Here is a 15,527-nt window from a genome sequence, read left to right as displayed (position 1 = left end):
TTCTTACGCCGCCTTCTGCGCGCTCTTGGCGCGGATGCCGAGCAAATGGCTGATCGCGAACACGAGATCGGCGCGGTTCATGGTGTAGAAATGGAAGGTGTCGACGCCGCGCTTGGCCAGCTTCTGCACCTGGCCGGCTGCAACGGTCGCTGCCACCAGCTTGCGGGTCTCGGCGTCGTCGTCGAGGCCGTCGAATTTCTCCGCCAGCCAATTCGGCACGGAGGTGCCGGCGCGGGTGACGAAATTGCGGGCCTGCTTGAAGTTGTGCATGGGCATGATGCCGGGCACGATCGGGATGTCGATGCCCCGGGCACGGACGCGGTCGAGGTAGCGGAAGTAGAGGTCGTTATCGAAGAACACCTGCGTGATCGCGCGCGTCGCACCCGCATCGACCTTGGCCTTCAGCGTGTCGATGTCGGCGTCGAAGTCGCGCGCTTCAGGGTGCTTCTCGGGATAGGCGGACACGGACACTTCGATGTCGCCGTGCCGCTTCTTGATGCCCGCAACGAGGTCGGCAGAACTCTGGTAGCCGTCGGGATGGCTGGAATAGGGCGTGCCGATGCCGCCGGCGGGATCGCCGCGCAGGCCGACGATGTGGCGGACGCCGACCTCGTGATAGCGGTCGACGATCTCGTCGATCTCCCCGCGCGAGGCGCCGACGCAGGTCAAATGCGCGGCCGGCAGCAGCGCGGTTTCCTTGAGGATGCGGGTGATGGTCGAATGGGTGCGCTCGCGGGTCGAGCCGCCGGCCCCATAGGTCACGGAGACGAATTTCGGGTCGAGCGGGGCGAGCCGGTTGATGGTCTCCCAGAGATTGCGCTCCATCTCTTCCGTCTTGGGCGGAAAGAACTCGAAGGAGATCGCAGGCCGCTTCGAGGAGAGGTGCCCGGTTTGGAGGTGCCCGTCTTGCCCTTCGGCTCGGGCAGGCGTCGTCAGATCAGTCATCGCACCACTCACTCCAGGGGCTCGTCCGGCTTTCGGCGGCCGGCAGTCAGGTCTCGATTGGATGTGGGCAAGATAAGCCAAAGCGGTCGCACTCGACAGCCCATCGGTGATGGGAAGTGGCCCACTTTCACCGGTAACGGTGGAAATATTGAACGGATGAGGGTGTGAGTGGGAAGTGCGTAGATTTGACAAAATATTATATAAATCAATAAATTGTAGCTGTTTTGGCGGCGAGCAGGAGCAAATAAGGGGTGTGGGCAGTGTGAAGATGGTGTTGCTGCACCAAATCTTGTCCCATCACCTCAACCAGCCTTGCCGTGCGGGCTCGCTGCCTGCACACGCCAGACCTGCGCAGTCTGCCCATTGCCGCCGCGCCGGCCTTCACTACCTTAGCGCGCCATGATCCCGCTCTCAGTCCTCGACCTCTCCGTCGTCACCACAGGTACAAAACCCGCCGCGGCGCTGCGCAACAGCATCGATCTGGCGCGCCATGTCGATGGGCTTGGCTATGTCCGCTACTGGCTCGCCGAGCATCACAACCTCGCCTCGGTGGCGAGCCCGGCGCCCGACCTGATGATCGGGCAGATCGCGGCGGTGACGAAGCACATCCGCGTCGGCTCCGGCGGGGTGATGCTGCCCAACCACGCCCCGCTCGTGGTGGCCGAGCGCTTCAAGATGCTGGAGGCGCTGTTTCCCGGCCGCATCGATCTCGGTCTCGGCCGCGCCCCCGGCACCGACGGCGCGACCGCCTACGCACTGCGCAGCCGGCTCGACCGCCGCGAGGGCGACGACTTCCTGGAGCGGCTGCACGAACTGATTCTGTGGGAGACCCGCGAATTTCCCGCAGGGCACCCCTACAACAACGTGGTCGCGATGCCCGACGACACCAAGCTGCCGCCGATCTGGCTGCTCGGCTCCAGCGATTATTCCTCGGAGCTCGCCGCGCAGGTCGGCATGGGTTTCGCCTTCGCCCATCATTTCGCATCCCATGACGCGATCGATGCGATGGTGCATTACCGCAACCGTTTCCAGCCCTCGGCCTGGAGCGCGAGCCCGCGCGCGATCCTCGCCGTCGCCGTCATCACGGCCGACACGGATGAGGAGGCCGAAAAGCTCGCCACCTCGTTCGATCTCAACCGCCTGCGCCGCGACCGCGGGCAATATCTGCCGCTGCCGAGTGTCGAGGAGGCGCTGGCCTATCCCTATACGGACGCCGAGCGCATTTCGATCTCGCGCAACCGTTCGCGCCTCTTCGTCGGCAATCCGGCGACGGTGCAGAAGAAACTGCAGCCGTTGATCGATGCGAGCAAGCCGGACGAGTTGATGGTGATTACGGCCGTGTACGACCACGACGCGCGTAAGAAGTCGTATTCGCTGCTGGCGGAGGCGTTCGGGCTGAAAGCGGCCGCGTAAAGCTCTCGTGCCCCGGACGCGGCGCAGCGCGAAGCGGTGCGCTGCAGAGCCGGGGCCCATCGCGCTCCGGGTATCGTGGCCCCTGGGTCGCCGGCTCGCGCTTCGCGCGTCCAGGACACGCAATCAATCCTGTTGCGTTTCGCTGAACGTCGCGCGGAAGGGGTGTCCCGGATACACGCCGACGATGCGGAATTCGCGCGAGAAGAATTTCAGCTCCTCGATCGCGAACGCCAGTCCCTTGTCTTCAGGGTGGCCGTCGACGTCCGCATAAAACTGCGTGGCGAAGAAATTGCCGTCGACCATGTAGCTTTCGAGCTTGGTCATGTTGACGCCGTTGGTGGCAAAGCCGCCGAGCGCCTTGTAGAGCGCGGCCGGCAAGTTGCGCACGCGAAATACAAAAGTCGTGACCAGCGGCCCCGAGCCCTGCGTCGCCCATTTCGGCTCGCGCGCCAGCACCACGAAGCGCGTGGTGTTGTGCGCCTCGTCCTCGATGTCCTCGGCCAGGATGTCGAGGCCGTAGATCTTTGCCGCAAGCCGCGAGGCGATCGCGGCAACGGCCTTGTCGTTGCGCTCGGAAATGTCGCGGGCGCTGCCGGCGGTGTCGGCGTGCACGATCGGCTTGATGCCGAGCTTGCGGATGATGCGCCGGCACTGGCCGAGCGCATGCACGTGGCTCTCGACGGTCTTGATGTCCTCGAGCTTGGTCCCCTTCACCGCCATCAGCTGATGGCGGACCGGTAGAAACCATTCGCCGATGATGAAGAGGCCGGAGGCCGGCAGCAGATGATGGATGTCGGCGACGCGCCCCGCGACCGAATTCTCGATCGGGATCATGCCGAGATCGGCCTCGCCCGACGAGATCGCCGACAGCGCGTCCTCGAAGGTGGCGCAGGGCATCGGCTCGGCGTCGGGATAGGCCTCGACGATGGCGATGTGGGAATTTGCCCCAGGTTCGCCCTGGAATGCGATTTTCAGCTTGCTCATGATCGGCCTTGTAACAGCGGCTCAGGATTTGGAAAGGATGCTGCGGGCGGTCTCGAGGTCCGCCGGCGTATCGACCCCGCGGGGCACGGTGTCGACGATGGTGAAGTCGATCCGCATCCCGGCCTCCAGCGCCCGGAGCTGCTCGAGCTTCTCCTGCAATTCCAGCGGGGATGGCGGCAGCGAGACGTAGCGTTCCAGCGCGGCGCGGCGATAGGCGTAGAGGCCGATATGGTGGTAGCGCGGTCCGTCGCCGGTCGGAGCGGTCGCGCGGGTGAAATAAAGTGCGCGCATGCGTTTCCCGCCGAGCGAGGTTCCGATCGCCTTTACCACGCTCGGCGCGAGGTCCTCCTCCTCGGTATGGATCTGCGAGGCCAGTGTCGCGATGTCCACGGCCGGATCTTGCAGCGGCGACAGCACCTCGCGGATGTTGTCGATCGTGATGGTCGGGAAATCGCCCTGGAGATTGACCACGATCTCGGCCTTGCCTGAGGGATCGAGCTTCTGCATCGCCTCGTGGATGCGGTCCGAGCCAGAGGGGTGCTCCGGGCGGGTCATCACGGCTTCGCCGCCATGGGCGGTGACCACGGAGGCGATCTCGTCCGTATCGGTCGCGACCGCGACCCGGCCGATGCCGGCGGCCTCTGCCCGCCGCATCACGTGCACAATCATCGGCAGGCCCGCGATGTCTGCGAGCGGCTTGCCGGGCAGGCGGGTGGCGGCCATGCGGGCCGGGATCAGCACCAGGATGCGGGGATCGATCATCGGGTCAAGGGCCTGGAAACGAGAGGTTTTCCGCGTCGAGAAATGGGGTGGGGACGGGCTGAAAGCCGGGTCGCTTATACGGGTTGCCAGACCCCGGGCAAACCGATATCTCAATGGCAAAACTCGGGGAAACAACAAGGAACGTTTGATTCTCCCGAGGCTCGTCCTGGCGGCCGCTCGGCCGCTATTTCCTTACTGTGGTGTGGGGCCTGGCCGGAAATGGACTCTTTCGAACTCAATAAGATTCTCGGTGCCGTGCTGGGCACCTGTCTCATCCTGCTGGTGACGAGCTTCGCCGCCCAGGCGCTGTTCACGCCGAAGCCGCTGGCGAAGCCGGGTTTCGAGATTGCCGTGAAGGAAGACGCCGCCCACGGCAAGGAAGGCGGCGCTGCTGCCGCGGCCTCCGAGCCGATCGAAAAGCTGCTCCAGACCGCCTCCGTCGAGAAGGGCGCGGCGGCCGCCAAGAAGTGCGGCGCCTGCCACACCTTCGAGAAGGGCGGCCCGAATCGCGTCGGTCCGAACCTCTATGGCGTCGTCGGCGAAGCCAGGGGCGAGGGCCGCAACGGCTTCAACTTCTCGGCCGCCATGAAGGCCAAGGGCGGTACCTGGTCGTTCGACGACCTCAACAAGTTCATTGCCAACCCGAAGGGCTTCATCCCGGGCACCGCGATGGGCTTCGCCGGCATCCCGAAGGACTCCGAGCGCGCCGACGTCATCGCCTATCTGAATTCGCTGTCAGAGCATCCTCAGCCGATCCCGACGGCGTCGAAGTAAGGCCGTCAAAAACCGATCTTGAATGTGCGGCCAGGCTGAAAAGCCTGGCCGTTCGCTTATCCGGGCCTCGCGGTGAGTTTATCGGGGCGTTTGGCCGCATCCGACAGGCTGCCCGGGCTTCCAACATGAGGAAAAAGCAACATATTCCGTCGAAACCTCGCCTATATTGAGCACTTAAAGGGGTAACCTCCTTCAAGACCAGGAATGTTGATTTGGCCATTACCCGACGCGATCTCCTGCTCACCGGCACTGCCGCCGTAGCGCTCCCCGCCCTCGGTTCCGTAGGGGGCCTTCCCGTCATCGGCACGGCCGCGGCGCAATCCGCCAGTGAGGCGCCCTGGCGCCACGCGCTGTCGCTGTTCGGACAGGTCAAATATCCCGCCGACTTCAAGCGCTTCGATTACGTCAATCCGGAAGCGCCCAAAGGCGGTGTCGCGCGCCAGATCGCCGTCGGCACCTTCGATAATTTCAATATCGTGGTGGCGGGGGTGAAGGGGCAGGTCGCCGGTGCCGTCGCGTTCATCTACGAATCCCTCACGACGCCCTCGCTCGACGAAGTCTCGACCGAATACGGCGCGCTGGCCGAGGCCGTCAGCCACCCGGCCGACTTTTCCTTCGTCACTTATCGTTTGCGGCCGCAGGCCAAATGGCATGACGGCAAGCCGGTCACTGCGGACGACGTGATCTTCTCGCTGGATGCCTTCAAGAAGCATCACCCGATGTACTCGGCCTATTACAGCCATGTGGTGAAGGCCGAGAAGGTCGGTGAGCGCGAGGTGAAGTTCGTGTTCGACGCACCCGGCAACCGCGAGCTGCCGCAGATCGTCGGGCAGCTCACGGTTTTGCCGAAGCATTGGTGGGAGGGGACCGACGCGCAGGGCCGTAAGCGCGATGTCTCCGCGACCACGCTCGAAACACCGCTCGGTTCCGGCCCCTACAAGGTCAAGGAATTCGTGGCGGGACGGTCGATCGCGCTGGAGCGCGTCAAGGATTATTGGGGGCGCGATTTCGCCACCAATGTGGGCCGCAACAATTTCGACGAGATGCGCTACGAGTATTTCCGCGATGCCACCGTGGCGATCGAGGCTTTCAAGGCCGATCAGGTGGACTGGCGCACCGAGAACAGTGCGAAGAACTGGGCGACAGCCTACGACTTCCCGGCCGTGACCGAAAAGCGGGTGATCCTCGAGGAGTTCGCCAATCGCAGCTCGGGTGTGATGCAGGCTTTCGTGCCGAACCTGCGCCGCGCCAAATTCAAAGATCCTCGCGTCCGTCGCGCGCTCAACTATGCGTTCGACTTCGAGGAGATGAACAAGCAGATCTTCTACGGTCAGTACAAGCGCGTCAGCAGCTATTTCGACGGTATCGACGAGCTCATGGCGACCGGGTTGCCGCAAGGCAAGGAGCTCGAGATCCTCGAGACCGTCCGCGCCGAGGTCCCGCCGGAAGTGTTCACGACGCCCTACACCAATCCGGTCGGCGGCAGTCCGGAAGCCGTGCGCGACAATCTTCGCGAGGCGCTGCGCCTGTTCAAGGAGGCCGGTTACGAGGTGCGCGACCGCAAGCTGGTCGACGTCAAGACCGGTGCGCAGTTCACCCTGGAGCTGCTGAATCAGGATCCGAGCTTCGAGCGGGTCACGCTATTCTACAAGCCGTCTCTGGAACGGCTCGGCATCGCGGTCAGCGTGCGCACGGTCGACCCGACTCAATACGAGAACAGGACTCGGGACTGGGATTTCGACGTCGTCACCAACTCATGGGGCGAGTCGCAGTCGCCCGGCAACGAGCAGCGCGAGTTCTGGTCGTCCAAGACGGCCGACATCGCGGGGTCGCGCAATATTGCCGGCATCAAGAATCCGGCGGTCGACAAGCTGATCGAGCGGCTGATCTACGCCACGGGTCGCGACGATCTCGTCGCGGCAACCAAAGCGCTCGACCGCGTGCTGCTGTGGAATAACTACGTCGTTCCGCAATGGACCTATTCGAAGATACGCACCGCGCGCTGGGATCGCTTCGGCCGGCCGGCGGAATTGCCCAAATACGGTCAGTCCGGCTTCCCGTTCATCTGGTGGTACGACGCAGACAAGGCGGCACGGATCGCAAAGAAGTCGTGAAGGACATCCCCCGCATGACGCAGATGTCACGCCGCCATGTGCTGGTCTTGGGTGTCGGCGGCACTCTCGGTGCGTCCCTCGGCGCGCTGATGTTGCCCGGCGCACGCGCATCGGAAGCGGGGACCGAGGCGCACGGCATCTCAGCGTTCGGCGATCTCAAATATTCCGCCGACTTCCACCATTTCGACTATGTCAATCTCGATGCGCCGAAGGGCGGCACGTTCTCGCTCATTCCCTCGGTGCGGGCCTACAACCAGTCCTACCAGACCTTCAACTCGCTCAACGCCTTCATCCTGAAGGGTGACGGCGCGCAAGGCATGGACATGACGTTTGTGCCGCTGATGGCGCGTGCAAATGACGAGCCTGATGGAATGTACGGCCTTGCCGCCAAATCCGTGCGGATATCGCCTGATAGGCTGGTCTATCGCTTCACCATGCGGCCCGAGGCGAAATTCCACGACGGCAGCAAGCTCACCGCCCACGACGCGGCGTTTTCGCTGACATCGCTGAAGACCAAGGGACATCCGCTGATCATCGTGCAGATGCGCGACATGGTTAGTGCGGAAGCGATCGACGACGCGACGCTCGTTGTGACCTTCGCCAAGGGGCGCGCCCGCGACGTGCCGCTTTATGTCGCGAGCCTGCCGATCTTCTCGAAAACGTATTATGCGTCGCGCGCCTTCGACGAAACGTCACTCGATATCCCGCTCGGCTCTGGCCCGTACAAGGTCGGCAAGTTCGAGGTCAACCGCTATATCGAGTATGAGCGCGTCAAGGACTGGTGGGCCGCCGACCTGCCGGTTTGCCGCGGCAGCTACAATTTCGACGTCGTGCGCTATGAATTCTATCGGGATCGCGATGTCGCGTTCGAGGGGTTCACCGGCAAGAACTATCTCTATCGGGAGGAATTCACCTCACGCATCTGGGCGACGCGCTACGACTTTCCGGCGGTGAAGGACGGGCGCGTCAAGATGGAGGTGGTCCCCGACGACACGCCGTCCGGTGCGCAGGGCTGGTTCATCAACACGCGACGCGACAAGTTCAAAGACCCGCGCGTGCGCGAGGCCTTGATCAATGCCTTCGACTTCGAATGGACCAACAAGACCATCATGTACGGCGCCTATGCCCGCACCGTGTCGCCGTTCCAGAACTCGGACCTCATGGCAAGCAATGGGCCTCCGTCGCCGGAAGAGCTGAAGCTGCTGGAGCCGTTTCGCGGCCAAGTGCCCGACGAAGTGTTCGCCGCACCGTTCACGCCTCCGATCTCGGACGGCTCCGGCCAAGATCGCAGCTTGTTGCGCAGGGCCCAGCAACTGCTGACCGAGGCTGGCATGCCGATCAAGGATGGCAAGCGGGTGCTGCCGAATGGTGAGGTATTCAGGATCGAGTTCCTGCTGGACGAGCCTTCGTTCCAGCCGCACCACGCGCCCTACATCAAGAACCTGGGCACGCTCGGTATCGAAGCGAGCGTGCGTCTCGTCGATGCCGTGCAACACAAGGCGCGCCAGGAAGATTTCGACTTTGACATGACGATCCAGCGCTTCAGCATGTCGGCGACGCCGGGCGACGCCATGCGATCGTTCTTCTCCTCGCAGGTCGCGACAACCAAGGGCTCGTACAATCTTGCGGGCGTCGCCAGCCCGGCGATCGATGCCATGATCGAGAAGATCATGGCGGCCGACAACCGCGAGGATTTGACCGTCGCCTGCCGCGCCTTCGACCGCCTGTTCCGCGCCGGCCGTTACTGGGTGCCGCAATGGTATAACAAGACGCACCGGCTCGCTTATTGGGACCAATTCGCTCATCCGCAGAAGCTGCCGCGTTACGCCAACGGCGTCGGCGCTCCCGAAATCTGGTGGCACGATAATGCCAAGGCGGCCAAGCTCGAGCAGGCGAAATAATCATGAGCGCCTATATCGCCCGCCGCATCCTCCTGATGATCCCGACCCTGCTCGGGATCCTCTTCGTCTCCTTCGTCGTCGTGCAATTCGCGCCGGGCGGCCCGGTCGAGCGCGTCATCGCGCAGCTCTCGGGCGCCGACACCGGCGGCAGCTCGCGCATCTCGGGCGGCGGTGATTTCGCTCAGCGCGCGCCCGGTCAGCTGGGCGCTGGTGGCGACGCCATCAATTCGAAATATCGCGGCGCGCAGGGCCTGGACCCTGACTTCATCAAGAAGCTGGAGAAGCAATTCGGCTTTGACAAGCCGGCCCCCGAACGTTTCGCACTGATGGTGTGGAATTTCGCCCGCTTCGATTTCGGCAACAGCTATTTCCGCGACGTCAGCGTGCTCCAGCTGATCAAGGAAAAGCTGCCGGTCTCGATCTCGCTTGGCATCTGGCTGACGCTCTTGACCTACCTGATCTCGATTCCGCTCGGCATCCGCAAGGCGGTCAAGGACGGAACGCGCTTCGATACCTGGACGTCGAGCGTGCTCGTGCTCGGCTACGCGATTCCCGGCTTCCTGTTCGCGATCCTCCTGATCATCCTGTTCGCCGGGGGCTCGTTCTTCAACTGGTTCCCATTGCGCGGACTGACGTCAGACGGCTGGTCGCAATTTCCCTGGTACTGGAAGATCATCGATTACTTTTGGCATTTGACGCTGCCGCTGATCGCCATGGGGCTCGGCGCGTTCACCACCATGACGTTCCTGACCAAGAACTCGTTTCTGGATGAGATCCGCAAGCAATACGTGATGACCGCGCGCGCAAAGGGCTGCAGCGAGAATCGGGTGCTCTATGGCCACGTCTTCCGCAACGCGATGCTCATCGTGATCGCGGGCTTTCCCAGCACCTTCATTCACGCTTTCTTCTCGGGCTCGCTTCTGATCGAGACCATCTTCTCACTGGATGGGCTCGGATTGCTCAGTTTCGAGAGCGTTCTCAACCGCGACTATCCCGTGGTGTTCGGCACGCTCTTCATCTTTTCGCTCGTCGGCCTCGTGATCAACCTCATCTCTGACCTGACCTACATGTGGATCGATCCGCGGATCGATTTCGAGGCACGGGAGGTCTGATGACACTGACCGCCCCGACCCCGATCGAAACCACCGCAAAGTCGCCGCTCGGCGATGCCGTGCCGATCACGCGCAAGCCATTCGTGCCATCGCCGCTCAACCGGCGGCGCTGGCAGAATTTTAGAGCGAACCGGCGCGGTTACTGGTCGTTCTGGATCTTCATGATCCTGTTCGTGGTGTCGCTGTTTGCCGAGCTGATCGCCAATGACCGGCCATTCCTGATCAAGTACGACGGCCATCTCTACTGGCCGGCCTTCGTCACCTATTCCGAGACGACCTTCGGCGGCGACTTCGAGACGGCGGCCGACTACCGCGATCCCTATTTGCAGAAGCTGATCAAGGACAAGGGCGGCAGCATCGTCTGGCCGCTGATCCGCTATTCCTACGACACCCACAATCTCGACCTGCCGACGCCGGCGCCGTCGCCGCCGACCTGGATGTTGACCGAGGCGCAGTGCAAGCCTGTCGTCGAGAAGAAGGGCCTCAAGAGCTGCCGCGACCTTGAATACAACTGGCTCGGCACCGACGATCAGGGCCGCGACGTGGTTGCGCGCCTAATCTACGGGTTCCGCATCTCGGTGCTGTTCGGTCTGTGCCTGACCATTGTCTCCTCCGTCGTCGGCATCGCCGCCGGCGCGGTGCAGGGCTATTTCGGCGGCTGGGTCGATCTGTTGTTCCAGCGTTTCATCGAGATATGGACTGCGATCCCTTCGCTCTACCTCTTGCTGATCCTCTCGTCGGTGCTCGTGCCCGGCTTCTTCGTGTTGCTCGGCATCCTGCTCCTGTTTTCCTGGGTGTCGCTGGTCGGGCTCGTGCGCGCGGAATTCCTGCGCGGGCGCAATTTCGAGTACATCCAGGCCGCGCGTGCCCTCGGGGTGTCGAACGCCGTGATCATGTTCAAGCATTTGCTGCCGAACGCGATGGTCGCGACGATGACGTTCCTTCCGTTCATCGTCTCCTCGTCGGTCATGACGCTCACGGCCCTCGATTTCCTTGGCTTCGGGCTGCCGCCCGGCTCGCCGTCGCTCGGCGAACTGCTGTCGCAGGGCAAGTCCAACGTGCAGGCGCCCTGGCTCGGTTTCTCCGGCTTCTTCTCGGTCGCGATCATGCTGTCGCTCCTGATCTTCATCGGCGAAGCCGTGCGCGACGCCTTCGATCCGCGCAAGACGTTCAAGTGAGGGCGTGATGGACGCGATCAACCAGCCCCTCCTTGCCGTCCGCGACCTCTCGGTGGCCTTCCACCAGGGCGGCGCCACGACGCTCGCGGTCGACAAGGTCTCGTTCCAGATCAAGCGCGGCGAATGCGTCGCGCTGGTCGGCGAGTCCGGTTCCGGCAAGTCTGTCAGCGCGCTCTCGATCCTGAAGCTCCTGCCTTATCCGAATGCCTCGCATCCCTCGGGCAGCATCCGCTTCAAGGGGCGCGAGCTGATCGACCAGTCTGAGCAGCAGATGCGAGAGATTCGCGGCAGCGATATCTCCATCATCTTCCAGGAGCCGATGACCTCGCTCAATCCGCTGCACACGATCGAGGCGCAGATCGGCGAGATCATCCAGCTCCACAATCCGACCAGCAATGCCGAGGCGCGCAAGCGGACGCTGGAACTGCTGACGCAAGTCGGCATCCCCGAGCCCGAAACGCGGCTCAACAGCTATCCGCACCAGCTCTCCGGCGGCCAGCGTCAGCGCGTCATGATCGCGATGGCGCTCGCCAACGAGCCGGACCTCTTGATCGCGGACGAGCCGACCACGGCGCTCGACGTCACCGTGCAGGCGCAGATCCTGACGCTGCTCGCCGAGATCCGCTCCCGGCTCGGCATGAGCCTGCTCTTCATCACCCACGATCTCGGCATTGTGCGCCGCATCGCCGACCATGTCTGTGTCATGAAGGGCGGCGAGATCGTCGAGCAGGGGCCGGTCGAGCAGGTCTTCAGGACCCCGAACCATCCCTATACGCGCGACCTGCTCGCGGCGGAGCCGAAGCCCGATCCGGCGCCGCCGCAGCCGAATGCACCGGTGGTAATGTCCGCCGATGATTTGAAGGTCTGGTTTCCGATCAAGCGCGGCCTGATGCGCAAGACGGTCGGCCACATCAAGGCGGTCGACGGCGTCAGCATTGCCGTGCGCAAGGGCGAGACGCTCGGCGTCGTCGGTGAATCCGGCTCGGGCAAGACCACGCTCGGGCTGGCGCTGCTGCGGCTGATCTCCTCGAACGGCCGCATCGTGTTCCTGGGCAAGGACATCCAGGGCCTGCGTTTCAAGGAGATGCGCCCCTTCCGGCGCGACATGCAGATCGTGTTCCAGGATCCGTTCGGCTCGCTCAGCCCGCGCATGTCGGTTGCCGACATCATCGCCGAGGGCCTCACCGTGCACCAGCCAAAGCTGTCGCGCGAGGAGCGTGAGGAGCGCGTCGTCAAGGCGCTCGAGGACGTCGGGTTGAAGGCGGACACCCGCTATCGCTATCCGCATGAATTTTCCGGCGGCCAGCGCCAGCGCATCAGCATCGCGCGCGCGGTGGTGCTGGAGCCGGATTTCGTCGTGCTGGACGAGCCGACCAGCGCACTCGATATGCTGATTCAAGCGCAGATGGTCGACCTCTTGCGGGATCTCCAGCGCAGGCGCGATCTCACCTATATGTTCATCTCGCACGATTTGCGCGTCGTCGCCTCGCTCGCCAGCCATCTCATCGTGATGCGCGGGGGGAAGGTGGTCGAGGAGGGACAGGCCGCCGAACTGTTCAAGAGCCCGAAGACGGATTACACGCGCGCGCTGTTCGCGGCGGCGTTCCGACTGGAGACGGCGGGGAACGGGTCGGTGGCGACGTAGCTCGGGTCAGAGCCGCTTGATCGCGACGATTTCGCTGCCAGCCGCCTTGATCCGCGCGATCGCCGGCTCGGTCGCCTCGATCACGGTTGCCATGTGATGCGCATTGGCGTGAACCATGGTGCCGCCATCGCGGACGATGGCGACATGGCCCTTCCAGAAAATGAGATCGCCGCGCAGCAAGCTGCTCCGCTCATGCGGCTCCAGCGCGCGGCCGAGCCCTGCCTGCTGCATGTCGCTGTCGCGCGGGCAGCCGATGCCCGCTGCTGTCAGTGAAACCTGCACGAGGCCGGAGCAGTCGATGCCGAGGCTGCTCTTGCCGCCCCAGAGATAGGGCGTGCCGACGAAGCGTTCGGCGACCGCGACGAAGTCCGGCTCGCGGTGATCGAGCGGGGCGAGATGGGCCTTCGGCAGATATTGTCCGTCGCGCGTCACGGCGAAGCTGCCGTCCTCGCGCACCACCGCGATCTTCGAGCCCAGCGCGAGCGTGCCGGCCGGCGGCAGCTTGATCGAGGGACCGGGGAAGGGGAATGTCCGGAGCGCGCTCACCTTGTGGGTCGGGGCGGCCGACGGCTTCATCAGCGCTGCATCAGGCAGCCAGCCGACATAACCATCGCCGCCAAGCTGGCCCCAGGCCCAGCCCTCGCCATTGCGGTCGTAGACCGTGACGCGCTCGCCGCGCAGCGCCTCCGTCATCAGCATCGCGTTCGACGACGGCTGCTCGCGCACCGGTGCGATCGGATCGAAGACCTCGAATTCCTCGCCGGTGACGAAGCGGTCGGCTTGCACCTTGCCTTCGAGATATTTCGCGGCGAGGTCACCGCGCGCCGGTGTCAGCCTTGGGTCGTGTCCTGGATCATGCATAGCGCTCGCTCAACAATGCGTAGATGGCGCGCGCGGCCTGGCATTCGCCGCCTTCGGGCCGCGCCGGCTTCGCCGACGGGGTCCAGCCGTAAATATCCACATGAAGCCAGCTTTTCGCCTGCTCGACGAACCGTTGCAGGAACAGCGCGCAGGTGATCGAGCCGGCAAAGCCGCCTGAGGGTGCGTTGGTGATGGTGGCGGTCTTGGAGTCCAGCCACGCATCGTAAGGCGGCCACAGCGGCATGCGCCACAACGGATCGTTCTCCTTCGTCGCGCACCGCGCGACGTCGGCGGCCAGCGTCTCATCATTGGTGTAAAAGGGCGGTAAATCCGGCCCCAGCGCGACGCGCGCCGCGCCGGTCAGTGTGCCCAAATCGATCAGAAGGTCCGGCTTTTCCTCGTCGGCCAGCGCCAGCGCGTCGGCGAGCACGAGCCGGCCCTCCGCGTCGGTGTTGCCGATCTCGACCGTGATGCCCTTACGCGAGGTGAAGATGTCGAGCGGCCGGAAAGCATTGCTGGAGACGGCATTTTCGACCGCCGGAATTAGCACGCGCAGGCGGACCTTGAGCTTCGCATCCATCACCATGCGCGCGAGCGCCAGCACGTTGGCGGCGCCGCCCATGTCCTTCTTCATGATCAGCATGCCGCTCGACGGCTTGAGGTCGAGCCCGCCGGTGTCGAAGCAGACGCCCTTGCCGACCAGCGTCACCTTGGGATGATCAGGATCGCCCCAGCCGATGTCGATCAGCCGCGGCGCGCGGTCCGAGGCCATGCCGACGGCGTGGATCAGTGGAAAATTCGTCTTCAGGTCCTCGCCGATGGTGCAGGCAAAGCTCGCACCGAATTCCGTGGCGAGCGCGTGCGCGGCCGCAGCAAGCTCTTCCGGGCCCATGTCGTTGGACGGCGTGTTGATGAGGTCGCGCGCCAGCATCGCGGCATCCGCCACGCGATTGATCTCGGCCGCGTCGACGCCATCGGGCGGTACCAGCCGGACGGCGGGGCGGTCAGCCTTGCGGTAGCGGGCGAAGCGGTAGCTGCCGAGCGCAAAGGCGAGCGACGCCAGCCGCGCATCGTGCGGCGCATTGGCAAAGCGATAGATGCCCGGCGGCAGCAGGCCGGGCAGGGCGCCCGGCCGGAACAGGTCGCGTGATCTCGCGCCCTCGTCCTCGAGTCCGAACAGCACCTGCGCGATCGCGCCGTCCGGGGCGGGCAGCGCGAGATAGCCGCCCGGCTTGGCGGCAAAGGCGCTCGCGGTGGCGAACTGGCGCTGCACCGGCGGCAGCGTCTCTGCGACCTGATCCCAGCTCGACTTGGTGACGAAGGTGATCGGGATGGCGGTGGGCGATGTCTCGAAGACAGAAGGCATTGGCGGGTCCGGATCGTCAGATCAAGCTGGTCATGCGAACGGACGAGACTTCGCAGAGTTTCGCCGCGGCTGCAATCGGCTTTGCTGTCACCGTTCAGCGACCCGCTACTCGCCGCAAGGGGCCCATGCTAGGTTCCGGCAACGGCCGCCGGATCGACTGGGAAAAGTGTGCAGGAGATGACCGGCGGCCGAAGACGAGGCCTGCCGGGAGGAAACTGCAATGGAATTTGTGTGGAGCGTGGTCACATTCATCGGCCAGGCGAGCATCATCACTGGATCTTCGCATTCCTTGCCGGCGGCTACGTCTTCTATCTCCACGACCGCTCCGTCCACGCGCGGTTCGATGCGCTCGACAAGCGCATCGACGAAATCCGCAAGCGGCTGGCCATCGAATATTGATCGGGTGAGCGAAACCATCGCCGGGCGGATCTCGTATCCATGCTGAGAACTGCCGTTCACGAGCGCGCGGCCG

13 protein-coding genes are annotated in these 15,527 nt (G+C 64.0%); 8 read left to right on the top strand and 5 right to left on the bottom strand.

The features are described from left to right. Positions 1–3: 3 nt before the first annotated feature. Positions 4–945 carry a methylenetetrahydrofolate reductase [NAD(P)H] gene (gene metF, locus J4G43_RS46595; protein WP_208088852.1) on the bottom strand — a complete coding sequence of 314 codons (942 nt, stop codon included), beginning with the start codon at positions 943–945 and terminating at the stop codon, positions 4–6. A 399-nt stretch (positions 946–1,344) separates the two neighbouring features. Between metF and J4G43_RS46590 the strand changes: the two genes are divergently transcribed. Further along, entirely contained in the window at positions 1,345–2,358 is a 1,014-nt protein-coding gene (locus J4G43_RS46590) for an LLM class flavin-dependent oxidoreductase (RefSeq protein WP_208088851.1), read from the top strand. Between the two features lie 123 nt (positions 2,359–2,481). On the opposite strand, the gene J4G43_RS46585 is transcribed toward J4G43_RS46590, so the two are convergent. Next, complete coding sequence (locus J4G43_RS46585; protein ID WP_208088850.1) at positions 2,482–3,342, bottom strand: prephenate dehydratase; 861 nt, start codon at positions 3,340–3,342, stop codon at positions 2,482–2,484. A gap of 21 nt (positions 3,343–3,363) precedes the next feature. Further along, on the bottom strand, positions 3,364–4,104 hold the full coding sequence (locus tag J4G43_RS46580) for a 3-deoxy-manno-octulosonate cytidylyltransferase (protein ID WP_208088849.1): 741 nt from the start codon (positions 4,102–4,104) through the stop codon (positions 3,364–3,366). 219 nt (positions 4,105–4,323) lie between these two features. Here J4G43_RS46580 and J4G43_RS46575 point away from each other — a divergent pair, with 219 nt between their 5' ends. From J4G43_RS46575 to J4G43_RS46550, 6 genes are all read left to right on the top strand, one after another. Further along, positions 4,324–4,878 (top strand): c-type cytochrome, encoded by a 555-nt coding sequence (locus J4G43_RS46575; RefSeq protein WP_208088848.1) that lies wholly within the window; start codon positions 4,324–4,326, stop codon positions 4,876–4,878. Between the two features lie 212 nt (positions 4,879–5,090). After that, positions 5,091–6,992, top strand: coding sequence for an extracellular solute-binding protein (locus tag J4G43_RS46570; protein WP_208088847.1), 1,902 nt, complete (start codon positions 5,091–5,093; stop codon positions 6,990–6,992). A 14-nt stretch (positions 6,993–7,006) separates the two neighbouring features. Beyond that, entirely contained in the window at positions 7,007–8,893 is a 1,887-nt protein-coding gene (locus J4G43_RS46565; protein ID WP_208088846.1) for an extracellular solute-binding protein, read from the top strand. A 2-nt stretch (positions 8,894–8,895) separates the two neighbouring features. Continuing rightward, positions 8,896–10,005: a microcin C ABC transporter permease YejB gene (locus tag J4G43_RS46560; RefSeq protein WP_028148358.1), complete on the top strand. Its 1,110-nt coding sequence runs from the start codon at positions 8,896–8,898 to the stop codon at positions 10,003–10,005. Next, entirely contained in the window at positions 10,005–11,183 is a 1,179-nt protein-coding gene (locus tag J4G43_RS46555) for an ABC transporter permease (RefSeq protein WP_063980960.1), read from the top strand. The genes J4G43_RS46560 and J4G43_RS46555 overlap by 1 nt, the downstream gene beginning before the upstream one ends. 7 nt (positions 11,184–11,190) lie before the next feature. Next, on the top strand, positions 11,191–12,828 hold the full coding sequence (locus J4G43_RS46550; protein WP_208088845.1) for an ABC transporter ATP-binding protein: 1,638 nt from the start codon (positions 11,191–11,193) through the stop codon (positions 12,826–12,828). Positions 12,829–12,834: 6 nt separating this feature from the next. Here the strand turns inward: J4G43_RS46550 and J4G43_RS46545 are convergent, their stop codons facing one another. Beyond that, entirely contained in the window at positions 12,835–13,689 is an 855-nt protein-coding gene (locus tag J4G43_RS46545) for a C40 family peptidase (RefSeq protein ID WP_208088844.1), read from the bottom strand. Next, on the bottom strand, positions 13,682–15,055 hold the full coding sequence (locus J4G43_RS46540) for a leucyl aminopeptidase family protein (RefSeq protein WP_208088843.1): 1,374 nt from the start codon (positions 15,053–15,055) through the stop codon (positions 13,682–13,684). Before J4G43_RS46540 ends, J4G43_RS46545 begins: the two co-directional genes overlap by 8 nt. 231 nt (positions 15,056–15,286) lie before the next feature. Between J4G43_RS46540 and J4G43_RS46535 the strand changes: the two genes are divergently transcribed. Beyond that, on the top strand, positions 15,287–15,454 hold the full coding sequence (locus tag J4G43_RS46535; protein WP_208089634.1) for a hypothetical protein: 168 nt from the start codon (positions 15,287–15,289) through the stop codon (positions 15,452–15,454). The last annotated feature ends 73 nt before the right edge of the window (positions 15,455–15,527 follow it).

This window comes from Bradyrhizobium barranii subsp. barranii (assembly GCF_017565645.3).
Taxonomy (GTDB): domain Bacteria; phylum Pseudomonadota; class Alphaproteobacteria; order Rhizobiales; family Xanthobacteraceae; genus Bradyrhizobium; species Bradyrhizobium barranii.
This window is presented reverse-complemented; position numbering and strand designations above follow the sequence as displayed.

Coding starts and splice junctions, on each gene's coding strand:
- metF (WP_208088852.1), bottom strand. CDS start 945: ATGACTGATCTGACGACGCCTGCCCGAGCCGAAGGGCAAGACGGGCAC.
- J4G43_RS46590 (WP_208088851.1), top strand. CDS start 1,345: ATGATCCCGCTCTCAGTCCTCGACCTCTCCGTCGTCACCACAGGTACA.
- J4G43_RS46585 (WP_208088850.1), bottom strand. CDS start 3,342: ATGAGCAAGCTGAAAATCGCATTCCAGGGCGAACCTGGGGCAAATTCC.
- J4G43_RS46580 (WP_208088849.1), bottom strand. CDS start 4,104: ATGATCGATCCCCGCATCCTGGTGCTGATCCCGGCCCGCATGGCCGCC.
- J4G43_RS46575 (WP_208088848.1), top strand. CDS start 4,324: ATGGACTCTTTCGAACTCAATAAGATTCTCGGTGCCGTGCTGGGCACC.
- J4G43_RS46565 (WP_208088846.1), top strand. CDS start 7,007: ATGACGCAGATGTCACGCCGCCATGTGCTGGTCTTGGGTGTCGGCGGC.
- J4G43_RS46560 (WP_028148358.1), top strand. CDS start 8,896: ATGAGCGCCTATATCGCCCGCCGCATCCTCCTGATGATCCCGACCCTG.
- J4G43_RS46555 (WP_063980960.1), top strand. CDS start 10,005: ATGACACTGACCGCCCCGACCCCGATCGAAACCACCGCAAAGTCGCCG.
- J4G43_RS46550 (WP_208088845.1), top strand. CDS start 11,191: ATGGACGCGATCAACCAGCCCCTCCTTGCCGTCCGCGACCTCTCGGTG.
- J4G43_RS46545 (WP_208088844.1), bottom strand. CDS start 13,689: ATGCATGATCCAGGACACGACCCAAGGCTGACACCGGCGCGCGGTGAC.
- J4G43_RS46540 (WP_208088843.1), bottom strand. CDS start 15,055: ATGCCTTCTGTCTTCGAGACATCGCCCACCGCCATCCCGATCACCTTC.